The following is a 21,190-nucleotide window of genomic DNA, read 5'->3' as shown; positions in this document are numbered from 1 at the left end:
CGCAGGATCCGTCCTCAGTCCCTGAACCAGGTGAGCTGTTCCACGGCCAATTCCGGAGAACCCTCGATGCGGAGCTTGCCGGTGGACAGCGCGGCGAAGGGGTCGAGCTTTCCCGACACGATCCGGAGGTAGTCGGAGAAGGCCGAGCTGATGGTCACCTCGCCGGGGCTGGGCGGGTCGGTCACCACGGTGCAGCCCCCGTCGGCCACGGCCAGGCGCCAGTGGTGGTCGGCGCCGTCCTGGCCGGTGATCCGGTAGTCGATCGCGGCCGTGCGGCCCGCCGCCCGCGCCGGTTGGAAAGCATCCCTCATGTTGTTGAACAGGCCGGCCAGGACGACGTGCTCACCGTCGGTGGGCGACTGCTCCGGCACGGTGACGAACCGCGACGGCGGGACGCTGGCCGCCTCGCCGCCGGTGCGCTCCACGGTGCGGACGCCCGCGGGCGGGGTGACCCAGCCGGGCTCCGCCCACCCCGCGGACAGCTCGTCCCAGTCCGGCAGCGCGCCGAACAGGTGCGGGCGCAGGGCGTCCGCGGGGACCGGGGTGGCCGCCGACTGCCAGCGGTAGTCGGCCGACAGGCGCAGCCGCGACGTGCGGTTGGGCAGTGCGCCGTGCGCGGTCAGGCAGTGGAACAGCAGCACGTCCCCGACCCGGTAGGAGGTGGTGGCCCACCGGTCGTCGTCCTGGTCGACGTGGTCGAAGCGGGGGGCGACGCCCTGGTTCTGCGAGCCGGTCAGCACCGCGAGCCCGCCCAGCTCCGGGGGGCAGTCGACGAACGGGACCCAGGTGGTGAACATGTCGGCGACGCCCTCGACGACGAAGTCCTGGTGGACGTAGAGGCCGGGGGTGGTGCCCATGCCGGTCGGCCAGACCAGGCGGGCGACCTTGCGCGGGTGGCAGAACACGTCGTCGCCGACCAGCGCGCGCAGGACGGCGGTGAGCGCGGGCTGGTGGGGCAGGCTGTGCAGGCCCTCGACCTTCTGCACCCGCGCATAACCGGGAACGAAGTTCGCGTTCTTGAAGTCGCGCGCGGGCGGCAGCAGCTCGGCCTCGGCGGGCTCGGCGTCGGGCGACAGCCAGCCCTCGGCCTGCAATGCGGCCAGCACCTGGTGAGCGGTTTTCCGGATTGGTCCTGGTTCGAGCAGCCCGCGCAGGAACACGTACCCGTCCTCGGCGACGCGGGCGCGCAGGGCGTCCGGGTCGGCCGCGATGGGTGTCGAATCCACCAGTTCGCGCATTCCAGCTCCCGTGTTTCAGCGTGCGGTTCCAGTGCCCAGCGCAATACCGCGCGGATGTCGCGGAATGGGTACCGGGGGACAGCGAGGAGGTCGGTCGATTCCCTGCGGCTCCCGCCGCGGCCGCCGTGCGCCCGCTCCCCGGGGCGCCGGGCAATCCTCCCCCTTCGTGGTTGCCAGCGTAGGTCGCCCCACCCCCCACCCGGCAAGTTAGGGAAATCCCTGACGCCCCCTGCCCCCTTGACCGGCTTAACCAAATCACGCAGCGTGAAATAGAGGTGGACCAACCGGGTGAAGTGGCAGGTCAGCCTTGCCGTGTTTGTGCTTTTCCGGGTAGACAGGACGAAACGCAGGCCACGGGGGTTAGGAGCGCGGAAATGCACCCGGGTTCACCCATGCAGGCACCACGGGAAACGATCACCACCCGGGTCAGCGCCCGCTTATCGCCTGCCCACCAGCGGTGAGGCGCGACACCGCGACCACCCGGACCATCTTCGGCCGGGGGGCGGAGCTGCGCCTGCTGTCGCAGGCCGTCGCCGAGGTCGGCAGGGGCCGGGCCCGCACCGTCGAGGTCATCGGCGACCCCGGCGTCGGCAAGAGCAGGCTGCTGCTGGAGCTCCAGCGCGACACCGCGGCATCGCGGATGGTCGTGCTCAGCGCGCGGGCGGTCGAGGCCGACCGCGCCACCCCGTTCGCGCTGTTCGCCAACGCCTTCGACGCCCACCTCGCCGAGGCCGCCGAACCGCGCCGGGCCCAGCTGCTCGCGCACCCCGCGCTGGCCGGGCTGCACCGCGCGGGCGCCGCGGGCGCCCCGCCACCGGCCCCGGAGGCGCGCCGCGAGCTGCACCGCGCCGTGCGCGACCTGCTCGCCGAGCTCTCCGGGCCGCACGGGCTGGTCGTGCTCCTCGACGACGTGCACTGGGCCGACCGCGAGTCCGCCGAGCTGCTCGTGCACCTGGTGCGCCACCCACCGGTGGGCCGGGTGCTCGTCGCGATGGCCCACCGGCCCCGGCAGTCGGTGCCCTGGCTGGGCGCCCCGCTCAGCAGCGCGGCCAAGCTCAGCCCGCACCTGGTGCTGGCGCTGCAACCGCTCGACCGCGACGCCGCCGACGAGCTGCTGGCCACCACCGCCCCGGAGCTGGACGTGGCCGAGCGCGCCGCCGTGCACCGCGCGGGCGGCGGGAACCCCTACTACCTGGAGGTGCTCGCGCACTCGCGCCGCGCCGACGGCACCGAGGTGGACGGCCCGTGTCTGCGGCTGACCGCCGTGCTGCGCGCCGAGCTGGCCGGGCTGCACCCCACCGTGCGGGCGGCGGCGGGCGCCGCCGCGGTGCTCGGCGAGCCGTTCGAGACCTGCCTGGTCGCCGAGGTCGCCGAGCTGACCCCCGGCGCGGTGCTCGCCGCCATGGACGAGCTGGCGGGCCGCGACCTGGTGCGCCAGCTGGGCACCTCGTCCCGGTTCGCCTTCCGGCACCCGGTCGTGCGGCACGTGGCCTACCGGGCCATCGGCCCGGGGGAGCGGATCGCCGCGCACACCAGGGCCGCCGCGGTGCTGCGCGGGCGCGGGGCGTCCGCGCTGGCGGTGGCACCGCACCTGGAGCGCACCGCGGGCGCGGGGGACACCGCGGCCGTCGAGCTGCTCGCCGAGGCGGCCGGGGCCGCGCTGACCCGGGACCCGGCGTCGGCGGCGCAGTGGTTGCAGACCGCGCTGCGGCTGCTGCCGGACCGGCCCGCCGCGCGCGGGCGCCGCCGGGAGCTGCTGCTGGCGCTGGCCGAGGCGCAGGCCCGCGCGGGCAGGCTGGTCGACAGCGAGACCGCGCACTCGCACGCCATGGAGCTGCTCGACCCGCGCGACTGGCCCGGCCGCGCCCGGCTGGTGGTGGCCCGCGCGATGGCCACCCGGCTGCTGGGCAGGCACATCCAGACCGTCACCGCCACCAGCGACGCGCTGGCGGGCGCCGAGGCCGGGGCCGCGGGCGCCGAGCAGGTGGCGCTGGTCGTCGAGCGCACCGTCAACGCGGTGCTGGCGGGCTCGCACCAGGTCGACCCCGAGGTCGACCGGGCGGAGGCCGCCGCGCGCGCCGCCGCCCACCTCGACGACCGGGGCCTGCACCTGCGCGCGCTGGCCGCGGCCGCGCTGGCCAGGCTCGGCGTCGACGACCACGAGGCGGGGCGGGCGCTGGCCGCCGAGGCCTGCGAGCTCACCGACCGGCTCACCGACGACGACCTGCTGCGCCACGTCGACGGCGTGCTCTGGCTGTCCTGGTGCCTGGTCCACGTCGACGACGGCGCCGACGCCGTGCGCCACCTGGAGTACGTGGTGGCGCTGGCCAAGGCGCGCGGGCGCGCGGTGGACCTGCCCCGGCTGCTCAGCGCCCTGTCCACGGCCACCCTGCACCTGGGCGCGGTGACCACCGCGGCGCAGTGGGCGGCCGAGGCGGTCGAGGCCGCCGCCGTGCTGCCCGCCCCGCAGCTGCGCGCCACGGCGCTGTTCGCCCGGTGCCGGGCCGAGGCCGCGCGCGGCGCGGCAGCCGCCGCGGTGACCGCGGGCCAGGCGGCCACCGCCGTCACCGGCCGGGCGCGCACCGCGTGGTGGCCGATGACCTGGCTCGGGCTGGCCGAGGCCAGGCTGGCGGGCGGCGACCACGTCGGCGCGCTGGCCGCGGCGGGCACGGTGTTCGCCGACGACCGCTGCCCCACGACCATGATCACCGAGTTGTTCCCGCCCGCCAGGGCGGAGGCGGGCGAGCTGATGGTGCGCGTCGAGCTGGCCGCGGGCCGCACCGCCCGCGCGGGCGAGTGGGTCACCGCGCTCGACGGCCTCGGCCTGCACTGGGCACCGTTCGCCGAGTGCGCGCGAGCCCAGCTGGTCGCCGCACGGGACCCGGGTGCCGCGGCGGCGCTGGCCGCGCGCGCCGACGCCGGGTTCACCGCCCGCGGGCGGCGGCTGCTGGCGGGCCGCGCCCGGCTGGTCGGCGCCTGCGGGCTGCTGGCCGCGGGCAGGCGCACCGCGGAGGGCGAGCTGTTCCGCGCCGAGCAGCTGCTGCGCGAGTGCGGCGCGGACGGCCTGGTCCGCCAGGCCATCGCCGAGCAGCGCAAGGTCGACAGCTCCGGCGGGCAGCCGCAGGCCGAGGGTGGGCTCGACGCGCTGACCGCCCGGGAGCGGCAGGTGGCCACGCTGGTCTCCAGCGGGCACACCAACCGCCAGATCGCCCAGCGGCTCGGGGTCAGCGACAAGACCGTCGAGGCGCACCTGACCCGGATCTTCGCCAAGTTCGGCGTCGGCTCCCGGGCCGCGGTGGCCAGCGTGGTCGCCCGGTGCAGGCCGGTCGCCGGGGGCGCGCTCGCCCACCGGGCCTGATCCCCCGCCCCGCCTCCCGCCCCACCCTGCCCTGCCCTGCCAGCCTTTCCCGCCCACCCTTCCCTGCTCCTGAACGGAGAAGCCATGCCCGACGCGCTGCGCTGGGCCGCGTTCGCGCTGCTCGCGCTCGTGGTGGTGCTGGCCGCCGCCCGCCTGGGCGCGTGGCTGGCGAGGCTGGTCGGCCAGCCGGAGGTGGTCGGGGAGATCGCCCTCGGCCTGGCCGCCGGTCCGCTGCTGCTGTGGGTCGGGGGCGCGGGTCTGCGGGAGGCGCTGTTCGGCGACGGCAGGTTGGACGCGCTGTCGGTGGTCTCGCACAGCGGACTGGGGTTGTTCATGGTCGGTGTCGGCCACGAGCTCAAGTCCGGCACGGCCGCGCCGCGGGCGCGCGTGCTCGTCGGCGCTGTCGTCGGGACGCTGGTGCTGCCCGCCGCGCTCGGCGTCGCCATGGCGGTGTGGCTGCTCGGCCAGGGCCCCGCGCTGCGCGGTACCGCGCCCGCCACCGCGTACGTGCTGGTCCTGGCCATCTCGTTGACCGTCACCGCCGTACCGGTGCTGGCGAGGATCCTGGTGGAGCGCGACCTGATGCGCACCCGCACAGCCCGGTTGGCGCTCAGCGCCGCGGCGTTGGTGGACCTGGTGGCGTGGGCCGCGCTGGCGCTGGCGATCGCGGTGGCGGGCGGTGGTACCCCGGCCGCGGTGCTGGGCCGGATCGGGGTGCTGGTGGGCATCGGTCTCCTCGCCGCGGTGTTGGCCGTGCTGCTGCGCAAGGTCCCCGCCGGACGCGCCCACCTCGCCCTGTCCGTCCTCATCGGGCTCAGCGCGGTGGGCCTGTCGCTGGTGGCGAAGACCTTCGGCGTCAACGAGATCCTGCTCGCCCTCGCACTCGGCCTGGCGATCCCGCACGACGGACCGGACGGCGGGTGGACCGCCGCCGTGGCCCCGGTGGCGCGGGTGGGCCGGGTGCTGGTGCCGGTCTTCTTCTTCGTCACCGGCATCGGCGTGTTCACCGCCCGGATCGACGGCGTCCCCTGGGTGGCCACCGGCGTGGCGGTCGCGCTCGCCGTGCTGGGCAAGGTGGGCGGCACCTACCTGGGCGCCCGCCTGGGCGGCAGCCCGCACCCCGAGGCGCTTGAGCTGGGCATCCTGCTCAACACCCGCGGCCTGACCGAACTCGTGGTCCTCCAAGCCGCCTTCGCGGCAGGCATCCTGCCGCCCGCGCTCTACCTGGCGCTGATCCTCATGACCCTCGTGACCACGGCGATGACCGGACCACTGCACGCGCGCCTGGTGCGCGCCGAGACCAAGAAGGCGGCAGCAGCATGAGCTCAGCGCAGATGGCCACCGCGGCGGACTTCGCCGCGCGGCTGGCCACCCTCGACCCCGTCCGCGCCGCGCTGGCGGGCACCCCGGTGCCGCCCGGGGCGCTCACCGACTACTCCCCGGACGGCCGGGCCGCCCGCGCGGAGCTGCTGCGCGGCACCGACCCCGGCGACGACGCCGCCCTCGCCGAACGGCTCACCGCCGAGGCGGCGCACGCCGAGGCGTTCCTCGACGCCGAGGTCAACCTCATCGCCAGCCCGCCGATGCAGCTGCGCGAGCACGTCACCGCGCTGCTGGCAGCAGGAGACCCCGAGGCGTCCGCCGAGGCGCTGGCCGGTGTGCCCCGCGCGCTGCGCGGCTACGCCGAGACCCTGCGCCACGCCCCGGTGGCGCCGGTGCGCAACCAGGTCGAGATGGTGCTCGGCGCGGTGCGCTCGTGGGCCGACGGCGGCGTGGAGTTCGGCGACACCCCCGAGGCGGCCGCCGCGCGCGCCGGGTACGCGGAACTGGCCGACGTGCTCGCCACCGAGGTGCTCCCCGGCTCCCGCGACGAGCCCGGCATCGGCCCCGACCGCTACCGCGCCGCCGCCCGCTTCCACCTCGGTGAGGACGTCTCCCCGGAAGACCTGCGCGCGGGCCTGCTCACCGAGCTGGAGCGGGTGCGAGCCGAGTGCGCCGCGCTGGCCCCCGAGGGCGTCCGCGCGGCCTGCGCGGCGTTCGACGCGGACCCGGCGTGGCAGGTCGCGGGCCCGGCCGAACTGCGCGCGTGGCTGGTCGCGAGGGTGGGCGCGGCGAGCACTGACCTGCCCGTCACCGGGCTGGGTGAGCTGGAGGTCGACGTGCGCGAGGAGCCGGGCCCGGTGCGCTACCAGCCGCCCGCCGCCGACGGCAGCCGACGGGGCAGGCTCGTCTGGCCGGTCAGCGACCCGGCACCGCGGCCCATGTGGAGCCAGGTGACCACCGTGCACCACGAGGGCGTGCCCGGCCACCACGTGCAACTGGGCGCTGCCCCACTACCCGCCTGCGGACCGGTGGCGGGCAACTCCGAGGGCTGGGCCGTGCACGCGGAGGGCCTGGCACTGGCCGCGGGCGCGCTGCCGACCAGGGCGGAGCACCTGGGCTACCTGCTGGGCCTGCGCCTCAACGCGGCGATGGCGCTAGCCGACTTGTCCGTCCACACCGGAGTCCCCCTCGGTGACACCGGCCACCCGTGGTCGGTGCAGGCAGCAGCGGAGTTCCTGGCCGAGGAGTCCGCCTTCGACGCGGGCGGGCTGTACTTCACCGTGCTGCGCTCGGCGGCCTGGCCGGGCCAAGCGCTCACCTACACCTGGGGAGCGCTGGCCTGGCAGGACCTCGCCGACCGCGCGGGCAACCGCCGCGACTTCTACGCCGAGGCGCTGGCGCTGGGACCGATCGGGCTGGCACCGCTGCGCGCGGCACTGCGCCGATGACCTCGGACCAGGCCCGTGGGAGGTCGCCCCGCTGACCGGCGTCAGACTGGTGTCAGGCTGGTGTCAGGCCCCGGTGGGCTCGTCCTGCCTGCGGAGGAAGGCGGCGCCGGAGCGGGCGCCCCAGCGGTGGGTCAGCAGGGCCAGGGCCGCGACCAGCACGGTGTCCCAGGGGGCGGGGATGAGGTTGCTGCCGCCGAAGGTGCCCAGGGCGGAGACCAGGAGCAGCCAGGCCAGGTAGCAGACCAGCCACGCGCCGGTGCGCAGTTCGCGGCGGATGTCGAGGTCGCGGCGGCGGAGTGCGGCGAACAGGAGGGTGGAGGCCGCCAGCAGGGGCAGGGCGATGCGCAGGTTCTGCCAGGAACCCCAGTAGATGAGCTCGGAACCGACGACGAAGCCCGCGGGGGCGATCCAGCCGAGCCCGCGGACCCAGCCCGCCAGCCGGTGCGGGGCGGCGAGCCGGAACGACGCGGCGGCGACGGTGCACAGGGCGTAGGTGAGCACGGCCAGGACGCCGACGACGCCGATGATCTGCTGCCAGCCGCTGGAGGGCAGCAGGAACAGGACGGCCAGCACGTAGTTGAGGGCCATGGCGTTGCGCGGGACGCCCGCGCGCTCGCTCACCCGGCCGAAGCGGCGGGGCAGGGCCTTGTTCTTGGCGACGGCGTAGGTCTCGCGGCTGCCCGCGGCGACGATGACGTAGGTCGAGCCGGAGGGGGAGAAGACGGCGTCGGCGTAGATGATGGTGGCCAGCCAGCTCAGGTTGAGCAGCAGGGCCAGCTCACCGAAGGGCGAGGAGAAGTCGATGCCCTGCCAGCCACCCGCCAGGCTGTCGGTGGGGACGACGAACACGAACGTCAGTTGCAGCACGACGTGCAGCAGCATCGACAGGCAGATGGCGGTCAGCACGGCGCGGGGGATGTCGCGGCGGGCGTTGCGGGCCTCGCCGGACAGGTCGATGGGGGCGGCGAAGCCGTCGAGCCCGTAGATGATGCCCGCGCTGGCGATCGCGGTCAGCACGGCGGGCCAGCCGAACGGGGCGAAACCACCGCCCGCCGCGACGTTCTCCGGGTGCAGGCCGGACAGGACCAGTGCCACCACGGTCAGGACCGGGATGGTCACCTTGATCGCGGTGACCAGCAGGTTCAGCCGGGCGAAGAGCTTGACGCCGAACCAGTTCAGCGCGACCAGGACGAGGAGCAGGCCCGCGCCCGCCACCTTGCCGAGCGGGGTCAGCGCGCCGTCGACGTAGAGGCCGGGCAGGTAGCGGTCGGCGTACTGGGTGATCGCCGAGGCCTGCGCGGCCATCGTGCTCGCCACCGCGAGCAGCATCGCCCACCCGACCAGGGTCCCCGCGAGCGGCCCGTTGGCCAGCGACGGCCACCGGACCAGGCCCCCCGCCTGCGGTGTGCCGGAACCGAGTTCGATGAGCACCAGCGCCACCAGCCCGAGGGCGCACCCGCCGATCACCCACGACAGGACCGCGGCGGGCCCGGCGGCCTGGGCGCCGTAGAACGAGCCGAACAGCCAGCCGGAGCCGATGATCCCGCCGAAGGCGATGCCGGTCAGGCTCCAGTAGCCCAGCTCCCGCCGGAGCTTGTCGTCCTGGCCCGGTAACGGCCGCACCGAATCGGTCGTGGTCATGCTGCCTCCACAGAGGAACTGGTGGGCACGGGTTGTGAACACAGCTGCGGGCGCAGCTGAACTAGGATGGCGACATGCTTACCACGAACCTGGGTGCCGGTGGGCCGGTGTGCGGGCGCATCGGGTTGGGCACCATGGGCATGTCCTTCGCCTACGACCCGGGCAGCCGCGACGACAGCACGTCGGAAAGCGTGATCCGCCAGGCGGTCGACCTCGGCGTCACCCTCATCGACACCGCGGACGTCTACGGGCCGTTCACCAACGAGGAGCTGGTCGGTCGCGCCTTGCGCGGCAGGCGGTCGGAGGTCGTGCTCTCCACCAAGGGCGGGGTTCGCTTCGACGGCAACGACTTCTCCCTCAACGGCCGCCCGGAGTACCTGCGGTCGGCGCTGGAGGCGAGCCTGCGGCGGCTGGGCACCGACCACGTCGACATCTACTTCCTGCACCGCGTCGACCCCGACGTGCCGGTCGAGGAGAGCTGGGGCGCCCTCGCGCAGCTCGTGGCCGCCGGGAAGGCCCGCCACATCGGCATCTCCGAAATGGCGCTCGACGAACTCCAGCGGGCGCACCGGGTCCACCCCGTGCAGGCGGTCCAGTCCGAGCTCTCGCTGTTCACCAGGGACTTCCTCGCTGACGTCGTCCCGTACTGCGCCGAGCGCGGCATCGCCTTCCTCTGCCACTCCCCGGTCGGCGGCGGTCTGCTGACCGGCCGCTACACCACGCCCGCCGACCTCGAGCGCGGCGACTTCCGCGCGCAGATGCCGAGGTTCACCGAGGAGGCGCTGGCGGCCAACCGGCTGCTGGTGGACGCGGTCCGGGCCATCGGGCGGCGCCACGGGGTGACCCCCGCCCAGGTCGCCCTGGCGTGGCTGCTGGCCCAAGGCGAGCACGTGATCCCGATCCCCGGGACCAAGAACCCGAAGTACCTCGCGGAGAACGCCGCGGCAGCGGATGTCACCCTGAGCGGGGAAGAACTGGCCGAGCTGAACGCGCTGCCCGCGCCGGTCGGTGCGAGGGAGTGACACCGACGGGCGCGCGGTTCGGTACATTCCTGTGCTGTGCGCCCCTTCGCCGTGTTCGACCTCGATGACACCCTCGTCGACAGCACCGCCGCCGCGGACAGGTGGCTGGTCCAACTCGTCGACAGCCGCGGGTTGGGCCCCGACGCCCTGGAGTTCCTGCGCGCCGAAGCCGCCAGCCCGGCCACGCCGCAGGTGTCCTTCACCAACATCATCACCAAGTTCGGGTTCACCGAGTCCTGGCGGGACCTGCGCGACGCCTTCGCCGAGGGGGTGCCGAGGCTGGCCCGCCCGCTCGATGGTGTCCTGAGTGGACTGCGCGACCTGCGCGAGCGGGGTTGGCGCCAGGCCCTGCTCACCAACGGCACCGCGGTGGACCAGCTGCCCAAGCTGGGCGGTGGCCTGCTCGACCTGTTCGACGTGGTCTGCTACGCCGAGGACGAGGTGGCCCCCAAGCCCGACCCCGCCGTGTTCCGCCTCGTGGCGGAGCGGGCGGGGGCGGACCTGGACGGGGCCTGGATGGTCGGTGACTCCCTGGAGAACGACGTCGCCGGTGGTGCCGCGGTGGGCATGCGGACCCTGTGGATCTCCCACGGCGCCCGGGTGCCCGAGGTCGGTCCCCGCCCGGACGTCGTGGTGGCCACCCCGGCCGAGGCCTTCGCGGTGCTGGCGGCTGGTGCGGGCCGGGGTGGGCACGAGCAGGGGCACTAGAAGATGACGCGGCTGTCCGGGGACAGCCTGCGGTCACGGGAGGGCCTGAGGTCGCGGGCGATGTTCATCCGCTTGAGCCACCGGTCGTTGCCGTCGAAGTGCGCCTTGAACGGCTTGCGGCCGTGGATGGCCCGGTCGTTGTCCATGAACAGCACGTCGCCGGGGGTGAGCGTGACGTCCTGGATCCTGCGGTCGACCTCGGCGACCAGCCTGGCCAGCGCCGCGGCCGCTTCGTCGTCGACGGCGGTCATGCAGTCCGGGTCCAGGCAGAGGTAGGGCCGGTCCTCGGCCCCGCGCAGCACCGGCTGCACGACCGGGTCGGAGTGGATGCCCTCGGTGGCGGCGAAGCTGCGGCCCCACCGCTCGTGGTCGGACTCGGGCAGCAGCTCGCGGAACTTGTTGCGCTCGGCGGAGTGCGAGCCGCTGGGCCGGGTCTCGAACAGCGGCTGGCGGAGCACCGCGCGGTCCGCCGCGCTGATCTCCAGGTCGGCGATGTCGGCGTAGGTGGTCGGCGCGCCTGCGGGGTTGCGCAGGCAGAGCAGCGCGGTGTAGGCCGACCGGTGGACGTGGAACGCCTCCTCGGTGTGCCACTCCAGCTTCTCGTCGGAGCCGAAGGCGATCTGCTCCTTCTCGTACCCCTTGATCGGGATGATGTTGTGCACCAGCAGCCCGTTGTGCAGGGTCGCGAAGCCGAAGGGGTCACCGAGCAGCTGCGCCAGCAGGCCGAACGCGACCTCTTCGCGCAGCGACGGCGACACCTCGTCGGGGTCCGGGTACCAGTGCGCGGGGGTCGGCCCGATCCGGTCGTCGTCCACCGGCAGCCCGGACAGCAACAGCGCGCCGGACGGCTCGCGCAGCCGGAAGTCGACGAACACCTCCCGCAGGCCGCGCGGCAGCTCGTGGGCGAGCACGGCGGCCAGCCGGTGGAACTCGGCGCCGTGCACGGTGGACACCTGCGCGGTGACCTCCCGGACGAGCTCGTCGAGCGCCGCGGCGCTCGCGGGATCGAGGTGGTGCTTCTCCATGGGCTCACGACCTCCGTGGGGCTGGTGGGATCCTCCGCCTGGCTGGTGGGGCGCCGCGGGTCACCCGTCGACGAGCGCGTACGCGCGGACCGAGAAGGTGCCCATCCCGGCCACGGCGATCGGCGCGGCGTGGAACCGGAACCGGGTGCCCACCACCTGCTCCAGGCCGGTCATGTGCTCCACGCAGGGGATGCCCGCCGCGAGCAGCCCGGTGTGCGCCGGGCGGCTCAGGTCGGCCATGTCGTCGATGTTCACCGAGTCGATGCCGACGATGACCGGCCCGCGCTCGACCAGCCACGCCACGGCGTCCGCGGTCAGGAACGGGTGGCCCGCGTCGCCGTAGTGCGGGGTGTCCCAGTGCCTGTCCCAGCCGGTGTGCACGAGCACGGCCTTGCCGGTGACGTCGACACCGTCGAACGCCTCGGGGCCGACGGCCGCGGCGCCGGTGGCGGAGACGGCGACGCCCTCCAGGTCGACGAAGGTCGACAGCGGCACCTCCGACAGGTCGGAGCCGCCGGTGAAGCGGTGCGCGGGCACGTCGACGTAGGTGCCGGTGTTGGCGACGAGGGTGATCCGCCCGATCTGGAACTCGGTGCCGGGGGAGTACCGGCCCTGCGAGTCGGCGAAGGACATGTGGTCCTCGATCACCGGCCCGGGCAGCCCCGGGTAGGTGGTCATGCCGTGCCGCACCACGTGCGAGAGGTCGACCAGGGTCCGCTTGTCGTCGCTCATGTCACCGTTCCGGGTCGTCGCAGTCGGTCCGGCCACGTGGCCAGGGCCAGCCAGGGTGCGTAGGAGTAGCTGTTCATGACGTCGTGGAACTCCGCGCCGTGCCGGGTGTAGTAGAGCCCGTTCGGGGAGTCGGTGCCGATCACGACCAGGTTGCCCTTGTGCAGCTTGAGCCGCACCGCCCCGGTGAGCGGGCGGTCGAGGTCGGCCAGGCAGCGGGCCAGGCTCTCACCGAGGTTGCCGAACCACTGGCCGTGCACGACGGCGTTCGTCCACTCGCGGGCGATGCCGGCGCGCACCGCGTGCTCCTGGTTGGTGCACACGGCGTTCGCGAGGACCTGGTGCGCCTTGATGATGATCGCCGCGGCCGGTGCCTCGCGGATCTCGTGGTTCTTCACGCCGAACGGGGTGTCCTCCAGCCCGGACGACCGGCCGACGGCGTGCTCCCCGCCGAGCGCGTTCAGCCGGGACACCAGCTCAGGCAACGGCAGCGCGGTCCCGTCCAGCTCCACCGGCAGGCCCGCGGCGAAGGTCAGCGCGATCTCCACCGGCTCGTCCGGGGCGTCCGCGATGTCGTTGGTCCAGCGGAAGACGCTCTCGTCGAGCCGGTTCTCGGGGCTCTCCAGCGACCCGCACTCGATCACCCGCGCCCACGGGTTGGCGTCGATGCTGTGGATGCCCTCCGGGAAGCTCACCCCGGTGCCCGCCAGCGCGGCGAGCTTCGCCGAGCGCGGCAGGTCCGACCCGAGGAACGGCGCGGCCACGCCGATCCCCGGGTCCAGCGCGGAGATCGACCCGGACAGCCGGATCGAGCTGTTCTGCATGTAGGTGGCGGTGTGGCCGATCACGTCGCAGCCCAGCTCGCGGGCCACCCGCACCGCCGCCCGCGCCATGAGCGGCCGGGTGATCGTGGAGCTGACCGGGAACTCGCCCTGGAAGCAGGCGTCGGCGTGGATCGCCGCCGGGAGGAACTCGGCGAAGAACTCGTCGGTGGCGTCGACGTCGCGGAAGTCGGCCCCGAACGCGCGCGCCTGCGCGGCGGCGGTGTCGGCGGGCTCGGTGTCCCCGATCCGCACGTTGAGCGCGGTGACCTTGCTGTCCAGCTCGCGCAGCCGGTGCAGCAGGAAGGTCCCGTCCAGGCCGCCGGAGTAGAGCAGCAGCAGGTGCTGCGGGGGTCGGGCGGCCAGCTCGTCGAGGGTGGTCAGGAACTGCTGCACCGCGCGTCCTCCTCGGTCCGGGGGTGGGTGCCCGACAGCCCGATCACCGCGAGCGGCGCGCACACCCGCGAGCCGGGGCTGCGCACCCCGCGCGAGCGGCGCAGGTCGGACACCGCGAAGCAGCGACGCAGCCAGCGGTCGGTCTCGTCGTAGCGGGCGGTGAACGGGGTGCGGCCGTGGACGGCGGTGCGGTTGTCGATGACCAGCAGGTCGCCCGCGTCGAGCCTGGCCCCGCGCAGCGACCTCAGCAGCGCCGCCTTCAGCTCGTCGAGCGCGGCGGCGGCCGCGCCGGTCAGCGGCTCCATGGTGTGGAAGTCGGCGAGGAACTCGGGGGAGTCGACCGGACCGGACAGCACCGCGACCGGTTCGGTGCGCAGGTCGGCGCCCGCGCCGAACGAGCTGCTCACCCGCAGCCGGAACTCCGGCCTGCGCAGCGCCGCGGTGCAGGCCGCAGACAGCTCCGGCAGCACCTCGGCGGCGCCGCCGACGACGGTGTGGCTGGCGCGGCCGTGGTCGGGGCGCAGGCACAGCAGCGTGATGAAGTCCGGTTTGTGCGGGTGGAACCCGTTCTCGGTGTGCAGTTCCAGGTAGACGGTGCCGGTGTTCTCCTGCCGCGCTTCCGCGCCGCGGACCGGGACCACGTCCTGGATGAGGTTGCCCGCCTTCTCGTCGGCGTAGGCGATGACCTCGCCGAGCTGGGAGACGACGGCGAGCTGGGCGAAGGTCGCGACCGGCACCTCGGTCCAGTGCCCGGAGTACCCGTCGTGCGGGGTGGGCGGCAGGGCGGTGTCGGTGGGCACGTTCCTGATCAGCAGGGCGCCGGTGTCGTTGCCCCCGCGCCGGAACCCGCGCAGCGCGCGGACCAGGCGGTCGGGCAGCACCTTCCCGGCCACCTCGGCGTCGGCGAGGAGGTCTTCGCTGTCGAGCGGCAGGTCGTTGCTCGCGCGCGCGAACTCGGCCAGCCGCCCGCGCACGTCCGCGCACTCGGAATCGGTCAGCGAAATCTCCACGTGATCCAGCGGCCGCGGATCGGCACTGGCCACAGCGCTGCCCATAGCACCTGATTCCTTCCCTCGGTTCTCCCAGTGCCGACGGCACGCCAGTGGGCCGAACAGCGGCTGCTCGGCGAAAGTGGACGAGCGTTCTTCCTGCCCTCGGTGCGCGACCCCAAACGCAGGTCTGCACCAATGGTTACCACAGTTCACTGTGTACCGCTCAACCGCGCCCCTCGCGTCGGCTGCGGGTGAATGCGCAGGTAGGCAGGTGTTACCCCGAACCGCCTAATGACGTCCGATTTTCCCGAGATTTCCTCGCAATGCCGGTGCTCCGCAGGAGCGCGGCGGAGTGTATCCAGTGCTCAGTGCTGGTGCAAGGCTTTAGGGGTTGCGCAGGGGACGACGTGTCCGTCGATAGTGGAACGGCGTGCCCGGAAAAGGGGTTCCCGGCAGGAATGGCAACGAGGTTGCCAGTGACGAGACGCGCGGCGTAGGGTGCCGACGTCCGCTGGGGGAGCCTGCTGTTGCGTTCTGTAATCGCGAAAGGTTCGCGTGTGGAACTGTCGCGAAGGTGGTAACTGAGGTGCTAAGCAGTAACTGCTGTAGCTGAGGCGCAACTCACCGTTGGCTGTCGGTCACCTGTGCTCGTGCGAGGGGGAACTGCCGTGAACGCGCATGCCGAGGCTGTTCGCCGCGACGCGGGGCCCCGATGAGCGGCTCGATCCACGGCCTCGTCAGCGCGCGCGCCCGGGTGTCCCCGGACGCGCTCGCGGTCGAGTGCGGCGGTGTTCGGATGACCTACGCGGAGCTGGACCGGGCCTCCGGTTCGGTGGCCCGGCGGTTGCGCGGGCTCGGCGTCGGCCCCGGAGTGTTCGTGGGCCTGTGCCTGGAGCGCTCGGCCGAGGTGGTTGTGCTGCTGCTGGGCATCCTCAAGGCGGGCGGCAGCTACGTCGCCCTCGACCCCTCGCACCCCGAGGCCCGGTTGCGCTGGGTGGTCGAGGACGTCCAACCAGGACTGCTCATCGCTTCGGAGCCCCTGCGCGCGGTGCTGCCGCCGTGCGGCGTCCCCCTCGTGACACCGGGTGACCTCATCGGTCAGGACGCGGAGCCCGAGGAGGGCGGGCTGCCCGCCGGTGACCCGGAGCGGCTGGCGTTCATCACCTACACCTCGGGCACCACGGGCAGGCCCAAGGGCGTCATGCACGTCCACGGCTCGGCGTGCTTCCTCATCGGCGCCATCACGCCCTACCTGGGGCTCGGACCGGGGACGCGCTTCCTCCAGTACTACCCGCTGACCTGGGAGATCCAGGTCCTCGACATCTTCGCCCCGCTCGCGGTCGGCGGCACGGTGGTGGTCCCGCCCGCGCACGTCGACACCGCCGGACCCGAGCTGGTCCGGTTCCTGCGCGACACGCGGGTCACCGCGGCCATGCTGCCGCCCGCCCTGCTCGCCGAGCTGGTGGAGCGACCCGCCCTGCCCGACCTGGGCACGCTCACCTACATCGGCGAGGTCTGCCTGCCGCAGGTGGCCGAGCGCTGGGGCGCGGGCAGGCGCCTGGTCAACGTCTACGGCCCGACCGAGGTCACCGTCGCGGCCACCGCCTCCGACGAGCGCGCCCCCGGCGCCGCCCCGCCGATCGGCAAGCCCCTCCCCGGGCGCGAGGTGCACGTGCTCGACCCGGCGATGCGCCCGGTGCCCGAGGGGGAGCCCGGTGAGCTGTACGTCGGTGGTCCCGGCCTCGCCAAGGGCTACTGGGGGTTGCCGGAGCTCACCGACCGCCAGTTCCCCGTCGACCCGTTCAGCGCCCGCCCCGGCGCCCGGCTCTACCGCACGGGCGACCGGGTGCGGCGGTTGCCCGACGGCAACCTGGACTTCCTGGGCCGGGTGGACCAGCAGCTCAACGTGCGCGGTCACCGCGTGGAGCGCGGTGAGGTCGAGGCCGTCCTCGCCGCGCACCCCGGGGTGCGGTCCTGCGCCGCGGTCGTGCAGGGCGAGGGCCCGGCGGCCAGGCTGGTCGCCTTCGTCGTGGTGGACAGCACCCGGGACGGCGGGGACGGCGGTGTGGAGGCCGAGCTGGCCGAGCGCCTCGCGGCCGAGCTGCCGCCGATCGCGGTCCCGTCCGCGGTGGTCCGGCTGGACCGGTTGCCGCTCAACCAGCACGGCAAGCTCGACCTGAAGGCGCTCGCCGAGCACCCCGTGCCCGTGCACACCGGGTCCGGCGGGACCGCGGGGGAGACGCAGGCCCGGCTCGCGGCGATCTGGGAGGACGTGCTCGGGGTGGACGGGGTCGGCGCGGCGGACGGGTTCCGCGCCCTGGGCGGCACCTCCCTGCAGGCGGTGCGCGTGCTCAACCGCGTCCGCGACGACTTCGGCGCCGCGCTGACCGCCCGGCAGCTGCTCGGCGCGGGCTCGCTGGCCGCGGTGGCTGAGCTGCTCGACGCGGGCGGCGCCGCGCCCGGCCTGCCGCCGCTGGTCGGGGTGGACGCCCCGGCGACCCACCCGGCGTCGCCGCACCAGCGCAGGCTCTGGTCGCTGGCGAGGGTGAAGCGCTCCGCGTCGGTCGCCTACAACGAGGCCTCCGCCCTGCACCTGGACGGCCGGGTGGACGTGCCCGCGCTGGGCCGGGCGGTGCAGGACCTCGTCGACCGCCACGACGCCTTCCGCAGCGGCTTGCACCTCGTGGCGGGCGAGCTGGTGGTCCGCGTGGCCGACGAGGTCACCGCTGAGCTGGTGGTGGAGGCCGTGGGCTCGCCCGCGCAGGCCGAGCGCCGGGCCGCGCAGCTGGGCGCCGTGCCGTTCGACCTGGCCGAGCCACCCCTGCTCCGCGCCGCCCTGCTGGTCCTCTCGCCCACCGAGCACGTGCTCGTCCTGGTGACCCACCACGTCGTCGCCGACGGGCTGTCCATCGACGTCATCGACTCCGACCTCGCGCACTGCTACGCGGCCCGGCGCGCCGGGCGGAGCCCGGACCCGGTGCCCGGCACCGGGCTGCGCCCCCGCGACCACGCCGCCTGGCAGCACGCCGTCGCCGACCACCCCGCGCTCGCCGCTGGCTTGGACCGGTGGCGCGAGCTGCTGGCCGGTGCCCCGACCGAGGTCCGGCTGCCCGAGGACCGCCCCCGCCCCGCGGTGTTCTCGCACCGGGGCGAGCGGCTCAACCACGCGACCGGCCCCGGGCTGCGGCAGGCGGTGCGGCGGCTGGCCGCGGACGCGGGCGCCACCCCGTTCGCCGTCCACCTGCTCGCCCTCGCCGTGCTGGTCGCCCGGCGCACCGGTCAGCGCGACGTGCTGATCGGCTCCCCGTACTCCGGGCGGCCCTCCCCCGCGGCCGAGGACGTGGTCGGCTTCTTCACCAACACCGCGGTGATGCGCGTCGTCCTCGACGACGACGCGGTCCCGCTCAAGGTGCTGGCCGCCGTCGACGACCACGCCCAGGAGGCGCTGGAACACCAGTACGTCGACTTCGGCGCGGTGGTCCGCGCCCTCGGCGCCCGACCGGGCGCCTCCGGTCAGCCGCTGGTCCAGGTCGTGCTGGCCTACCAGGGGCCACTGCGCCCGCGGGCAGGTCTGGAGGGCGTGCGCGCGACCCCGTGGCTGGTGGACAACGGCACCGCGAAGGCGGACCTGACCATCGAGGTGAACGAGGTCGGCGAGGAACTGGTCGTGGTGCTGCCCTACAACACCGACATCCTCACCCGCTCGACCGCTGAAGGGCTGCTGGCCGAGTACACCGCGGTCCTCGGCGAGCTGACCGCGGCCCCGGACCGCCCGATCCGCATCGGCGGGACGCCATGACCGCAACCGGGAATCCGCTGCTGGGAAGGGAGAACAGGTCGACCGTGGGCCTCTCCGCACTGCTCGACCACCACCTCGGCGCGCGCGGGGACCAGCCCGCGCTGGAGTCCGGCGCGCGCACGTGGTCCTACGCCGAGCTGGACACGACGACCGCCGAGCGCGCGGCGCGGCTGCGCGCGGCGGTGCCCCGCGGCCGGGTGGTCCTGGCGGGCGAGCACACCCCGGACGCCCTCATCTGGGCGATCGCCGTGCTGCGCTCCGGGCTCACCTACACACCGGTCAACGCGAACCTGCCCACGGACCGGATGCGGGAGGCGCTCGACCTCGCCCACCCCGCGCTCGTGCTGTGCTGCACCGCCGACGCCGCGGCCGTGCGCGCCACCGGGCACCGCGTGCTCACCCCGGACGAGCTGCCCGACGAGCACGCACCGCTGGGGGACCGGCAGGAGATCGCCTACTCGATCTTCACCTCCGGCTCCAGCGGCCTGCCCAAGCTGGTCAACGTCGGCCACCGGGGCATCGAGAACCTGTGCACCGCCCAGACCCGGTTGTTCGGCATCGAGCCGGGGACCCGCGTCCTGCAGTTCTCCTCGCTGTCGTTCGACGCCTCCCTCGCCGAGGTGCTCGTCACCCTCGCCGCGGGCGGCACGCTCGTGGTGCCCGAGTGGGACGGCGGGTCGTGGGTGCAGGCGGTCGGCGCGCACCTGGCCGCGCACGGCTGCGACCTGGTCACCCTGCCGCCCTCGGTGTACGCGCGGCTGGACGACACCGCCAAGCAGGGCATCCGCACCGTCGTCTTCGCGGGCGAGGCGCTGTCCGAAGTGGAGTACCGCACCGCGGCCAAGCACAGCCGCGTGCTCAACGCCTACGGGCCCACCGAGGGCACCGTCTGCTTCTCCGTCGCCGAGCTGACCCGGTTCAGCACCACCGTCGGCACACCCATCGACGGCTACTCCGCCCGGGTGCGCACGGCCGACGGCTGCGCCACCAGCGGCACCGGCGAACTGGTCCTGGTCGGAGCGGGGGTCGCCCTCGGCTACGAGGGGCGTGACGACCCCGCGTTCACCGAGGTCGACGGGCAGCCCGCCTACCGCACCGGCGACCACGTCGAGCTGCGCGACGGCGAGGTCCACTACCTCGGCCGGGTCGACGACCAGGTCAAGCGCCTCGGCCACCGCATCGGCCTCGGCGAGCTGGAGGGCAGGCTGTCCCGGCTGCTCGACACCCGCGCGGTCGTGCTGCTCGACGGCAGCTCGCTGGTCCTGGCGCACACCGCCGACCACCTGCCCGAGACCGAGCTGCGGGCCCGGCTGCGCGAGGTGCTCCCGCCCTGGGAGGTCCCCGACACCCTGCTGCTGGTCGACGCCATCCCGGTCACCGAGTCCGGCAAGGCGGACAAGGACGCCCTGCGGGTGCTCGCCCGGCGGGCCCCGGCGCCCGCCACCGACCCCGCCGGGGCCGACCCGGAGGTCGTGCGCGGCATCGTGGCCGCGGCGATCGGCGGCGACATCGACCTGACCACCTCCGTCTTCGACGCGGGCGGCACCTCCTTCACCCTCGTGCAGATCCAGGTGGACCTGGCCGAGCGCTTCGGCGAGGACGAGGTGCAGGACGCCTTCGACAAGCTCAACTACGACTTCACCGTCCAGGGCTTCCTCGACGCCCTGGGCGGCGCCGCCGCGCCGGTCTCCCCGGTGCACGCCGTCTTCGCCCAGGTCAGCGAGGACCTGGCCGACCTCGCGCTGCCGACCTCGGACCTGGCGAGGGCGGGCGGGGCGATCACCGTCACCGGCGCGGGCGGCTTCATCGGCGGGCACGTGCTCGACCGGCTGCTCGGCACCGGCAGGCCGATCACCGTCGTCACCACGAGCCGACCCGAGCGGCTGGTGGAGCGCCACCGGGCCCGGTTCGGCAAGCGGGAGGGCGACTTCGACGGCGTGGCGTTCCTCGGCTACGCCGACCTCGACCGCGCACCCGAGTCCGGGTGGGGGCCGGTCGTGCACTGCGGCTTCGAGGTCAACCACCTCCTGCCGCTGGAGCGCCACCTCACCGGCAGCGTCGCCACCACCCGTGCCCTGGTGCGGGCGGCGGCCGCCCGCGGGTCGGACCGGTTCGTGTTCCTGTCCGCCGCCTCGGCGGGCGCGGAGTTCGCACCGTTCACCGAGGAGTCCCTCGCCGCCATCGGCGACCCCTACTCGCAGGCCAAGTTCGTCGCGGAGGCCTACGCGAGCGCGCTGGACCGCCCGGTCGACCTCCTGCGGGCGGGCCTGGTCTACGGCCACGCACCGCAGGAGGAGGCGTTCCTCGACCGGGATGTGTTCACCTGGCTGCTCCGGCTCTCGCGCAGGCTCGGCGTGCTGCCGAGGTTGTCCGGCCTGGTCCCGGTGTGCCACGTCGACGACGTCGTGTCCGCGCTGGTCGCCGCCGCCGACGCGGGCACGGTGCCGGGGGTGCGGTCGCTGCTGGTGCACCGCACCTACGACCTCGACGCCCTGCGCGCGGAGTTCGGCCTCGACGACGCCCGCGTGGTCGAGCCGGGGGACTGGCTGGACGCCGCGGCGGGCGGCGGCGCGGACAGCCGGGTGCTGGCCGCCCTGCGCCTGTGGCTGGCCGACGACGGCTGGGCCGAGCCGGTCGCCACCACCGACCGCCAGATCATCCGGGAACTCCGGCAGACCATCGGGGACTGA

Annotated in this window: 13 protein-coding genes; 7 read left to right on the top strand and 6 right to left on the bottom strand. The window is 74.4% G+C overall.

Annotated elements, in window-relative coordinates; translation table 11 throughout:
• Positions 1-14: 14 nt before the first annotated feature.
• Positions 15-1,226, bottom strand: coding sequence for a phytanoyl-CoA dioxygenase family protein (locus tag BJP25_RS18895; protein WP_158075681.1), 1,212 nt, complete (start codon positions 1,224-1,226; stop codon positions 15-17).
• Between the two features lie 469 nt (positions 1,227-1,695).
• On the opposite strand from BJP25_RS18895, the gene BJP25_RS36280 reads away from it, so the two are divergent.
• From BJP25_RS36280 to BJP25_RS18880, 3 genes are all read left to right on the top strand, one after another.
• Positions 1,696-4,596 carry a helix-turn-helix transcriptional regulator gene (locus BJP25_RS36280; RefSeq protein ID WP_075976301.1) on the top strand — a complete coding sequence of 967 codons (2,901 nt, stop codon included), beginning with the start codon at positions 1,696-1,698 and terminating at the stop codon, positions 4,594-4,596.
• Positions 4,597-4,680: 84 nt separating this feature from the next.
• Positions 4,681-5,919: a cation:proton antiporter gene (locus BJP25_RS18885; RefSeq protein WP_075976300.1), complete on the top strand. Its 1,239-nt coding sequence runs from the start codon at positions 4,681-4,683 to the stop codon at positions 5,917-5,919.
• Entirely contained in the window at positions 5,916-7,367 is a 1,452-nt protein-coding gene (locus tag BJP25_RS18880) for a DUF885 domain-containing protein (RefSeq protein WP_084794181.1), read from the top strand. The genes BJP25_RS18885 and BJP25_RS18880 overlap by 4 nt, the downstream gene beginning before the upstream one ends.
• 63 nt (positions 7,368-7,430) lie before the next feature.
• On the opposite strand, the gene BJP25_RS18875 is transcribed toward BJP25_RS18880, so the two are convergent.
• Complete coding sequence (locus BJP25_RS18875) at positions 7,431-9,008, bottom strand: APC family permease (RefSeq protein ID WP_075976298.1); 1,578 nt, start codon at positions 9,006-9,008, stop codon at positions 7,431-7,433.
• A 74-nt stretch (positions 9,009-9,082) separates the two neighbouring features.
• On the opposite strand from BJP25_RS18875, the gene BJP25_RS18870 reads away from it, so the two are divergent.
• Together BJP25_RS18870 and BJP25_RS18865 are read left to right on the top strand one after the other, a co-directional pair.
• Positions 9,083-10,030 carry an aldo/keto reductase gene (locus BJP25_RS18870; protein ID WP_075976297.1) on the top strand — a complete coding sequence of 316 codons (948 nt, stop codon included), beginning with the start codon at positions 9,083-9,085 and terminating at the stop codon, positions 10,028-10,030.
• Between the two features lie 36 nt (positions 10,031-10,066).
• Positions 10,067-10,738, top strand: coding sequence for an HAD family hydrolase (locus BJP25_RS18865; RefSeq protein ID WP_075976296.1), 672 nt, complete (start codon positions 10,067-10,069; stop codon positions 10,736-10,738).
• On the opposite strand, the gene gntD is transcribed toward BJP25_RS18865, so the two are convergent.
• The 4 genes from gntD to BJP25_RS18845 are packed head-to-tail and all read right to left on the bottom strand — an operon-like array spanning position 10,735 to position 14,719.
• Positions 10,735-11,763: a guanitoxin biosynthesis L-enduracididine beta-hydroxylase GntD gene (gene gntD / locus BJP25_RS18860; protein WP_075976295.1), complete on the bottom strand. Its 1,029-nt coding sequence runs from the start codon at positions 11,761-11,763 to the stop codon at positions 10,735-10,737. The two genes, BJP25_RS18865 and gntD, sit on opposite strands and share 4 nt — an antisense overlap.
• 60 nt (positions 11,764-11,823) lie before the next feature.
• Positions 11,824-12,495: a cyclase family protein gene (locus BJP25_RS18855; RefSeq protein ID WP_075976294.1), complete on the bottom strand. Its 672-nt coding sequence runs from the start codon at positions 12,493-12,495 to the stop codon at positions 11,824-11,826.
• The gene (locus BJP25_RS18850) at positions 12,492-13,709 is read right to left on the bottom strand and encodes an argininosuccinate synthase domain-containing protein (RefSeq protein ID WP_075976293.1); all 1,218 of its coding nucleotides are present in this window, start codon (positions 13,707-13,709) and stop codon (positions 12,492-12,494) included. The genes BJP25_RS18855 and BJP25_RS18850 overlap by 4 nt, the downstream gene beginning before the upstream one ends.
• Positions 13,694-14,719, bottom strand: a complete 1,026-nt coding sequence (locus BJP25_RS18845) for a TauD/TfdA family dioxygenase (protein ID WP_075976292.1) — start codon at positions 14,717-14,719, stop codon at positions 13,694-13,696. Before BJP25_RS18845 ends, BJP25_RS18850 begins: the two co-directional genes overlap by 16 nt.
• A gap of 694 nt (positions 14,720-15,413) precedes the next feature.
• Here BJP25_RS18845 and BJP25_RS18840 point away from each other — a divergent pair.
• Both BJP25_RS18840 and BJP25_RS18835 read left to right on the top strand, forming a co-directional pair.
• Positions 15,414-18,500 carry a non-ribosomal peptide synthetase gene (locus BJP25_RS18840; protein ID WP_075976291.1) on the top strand — a complete coding sequence of 1,029 codons (3,087 nt, stop codon included), beginning with the start codon at positions 15,414-15,416 and terminating at the stop codon, positions 18,498-18,500.
• A gap of 44 nt (positions 18,501-18,544) precedes the next feature.
• On the top strand, positions 18,545-21,190 hold the full coding sequence (locus tag BJP25_RS18835) for an AMP-binding protein (protein ID WP_075976290.1): 2,646 nt from the start codon (positions 18,545-18,547) through the stop codon (positions 21,188-21,190).

It is taken from the genome of Actinokineospora bangkokensis (assembly GCF_001940455.1).
GTDB classification, from domain to species: Bacteria; Actinomycetota; Actinomycetes; order Mycobacteriales; family Pseudonocardiaceae; genus Actinokineospora; species Actinokineospora bangkokensis.
The sequence above is the reverse complement of the archived record's forward strand: the minus strand, read 5'-3'. Positions and strand labels throughout refer to the sequence as shown.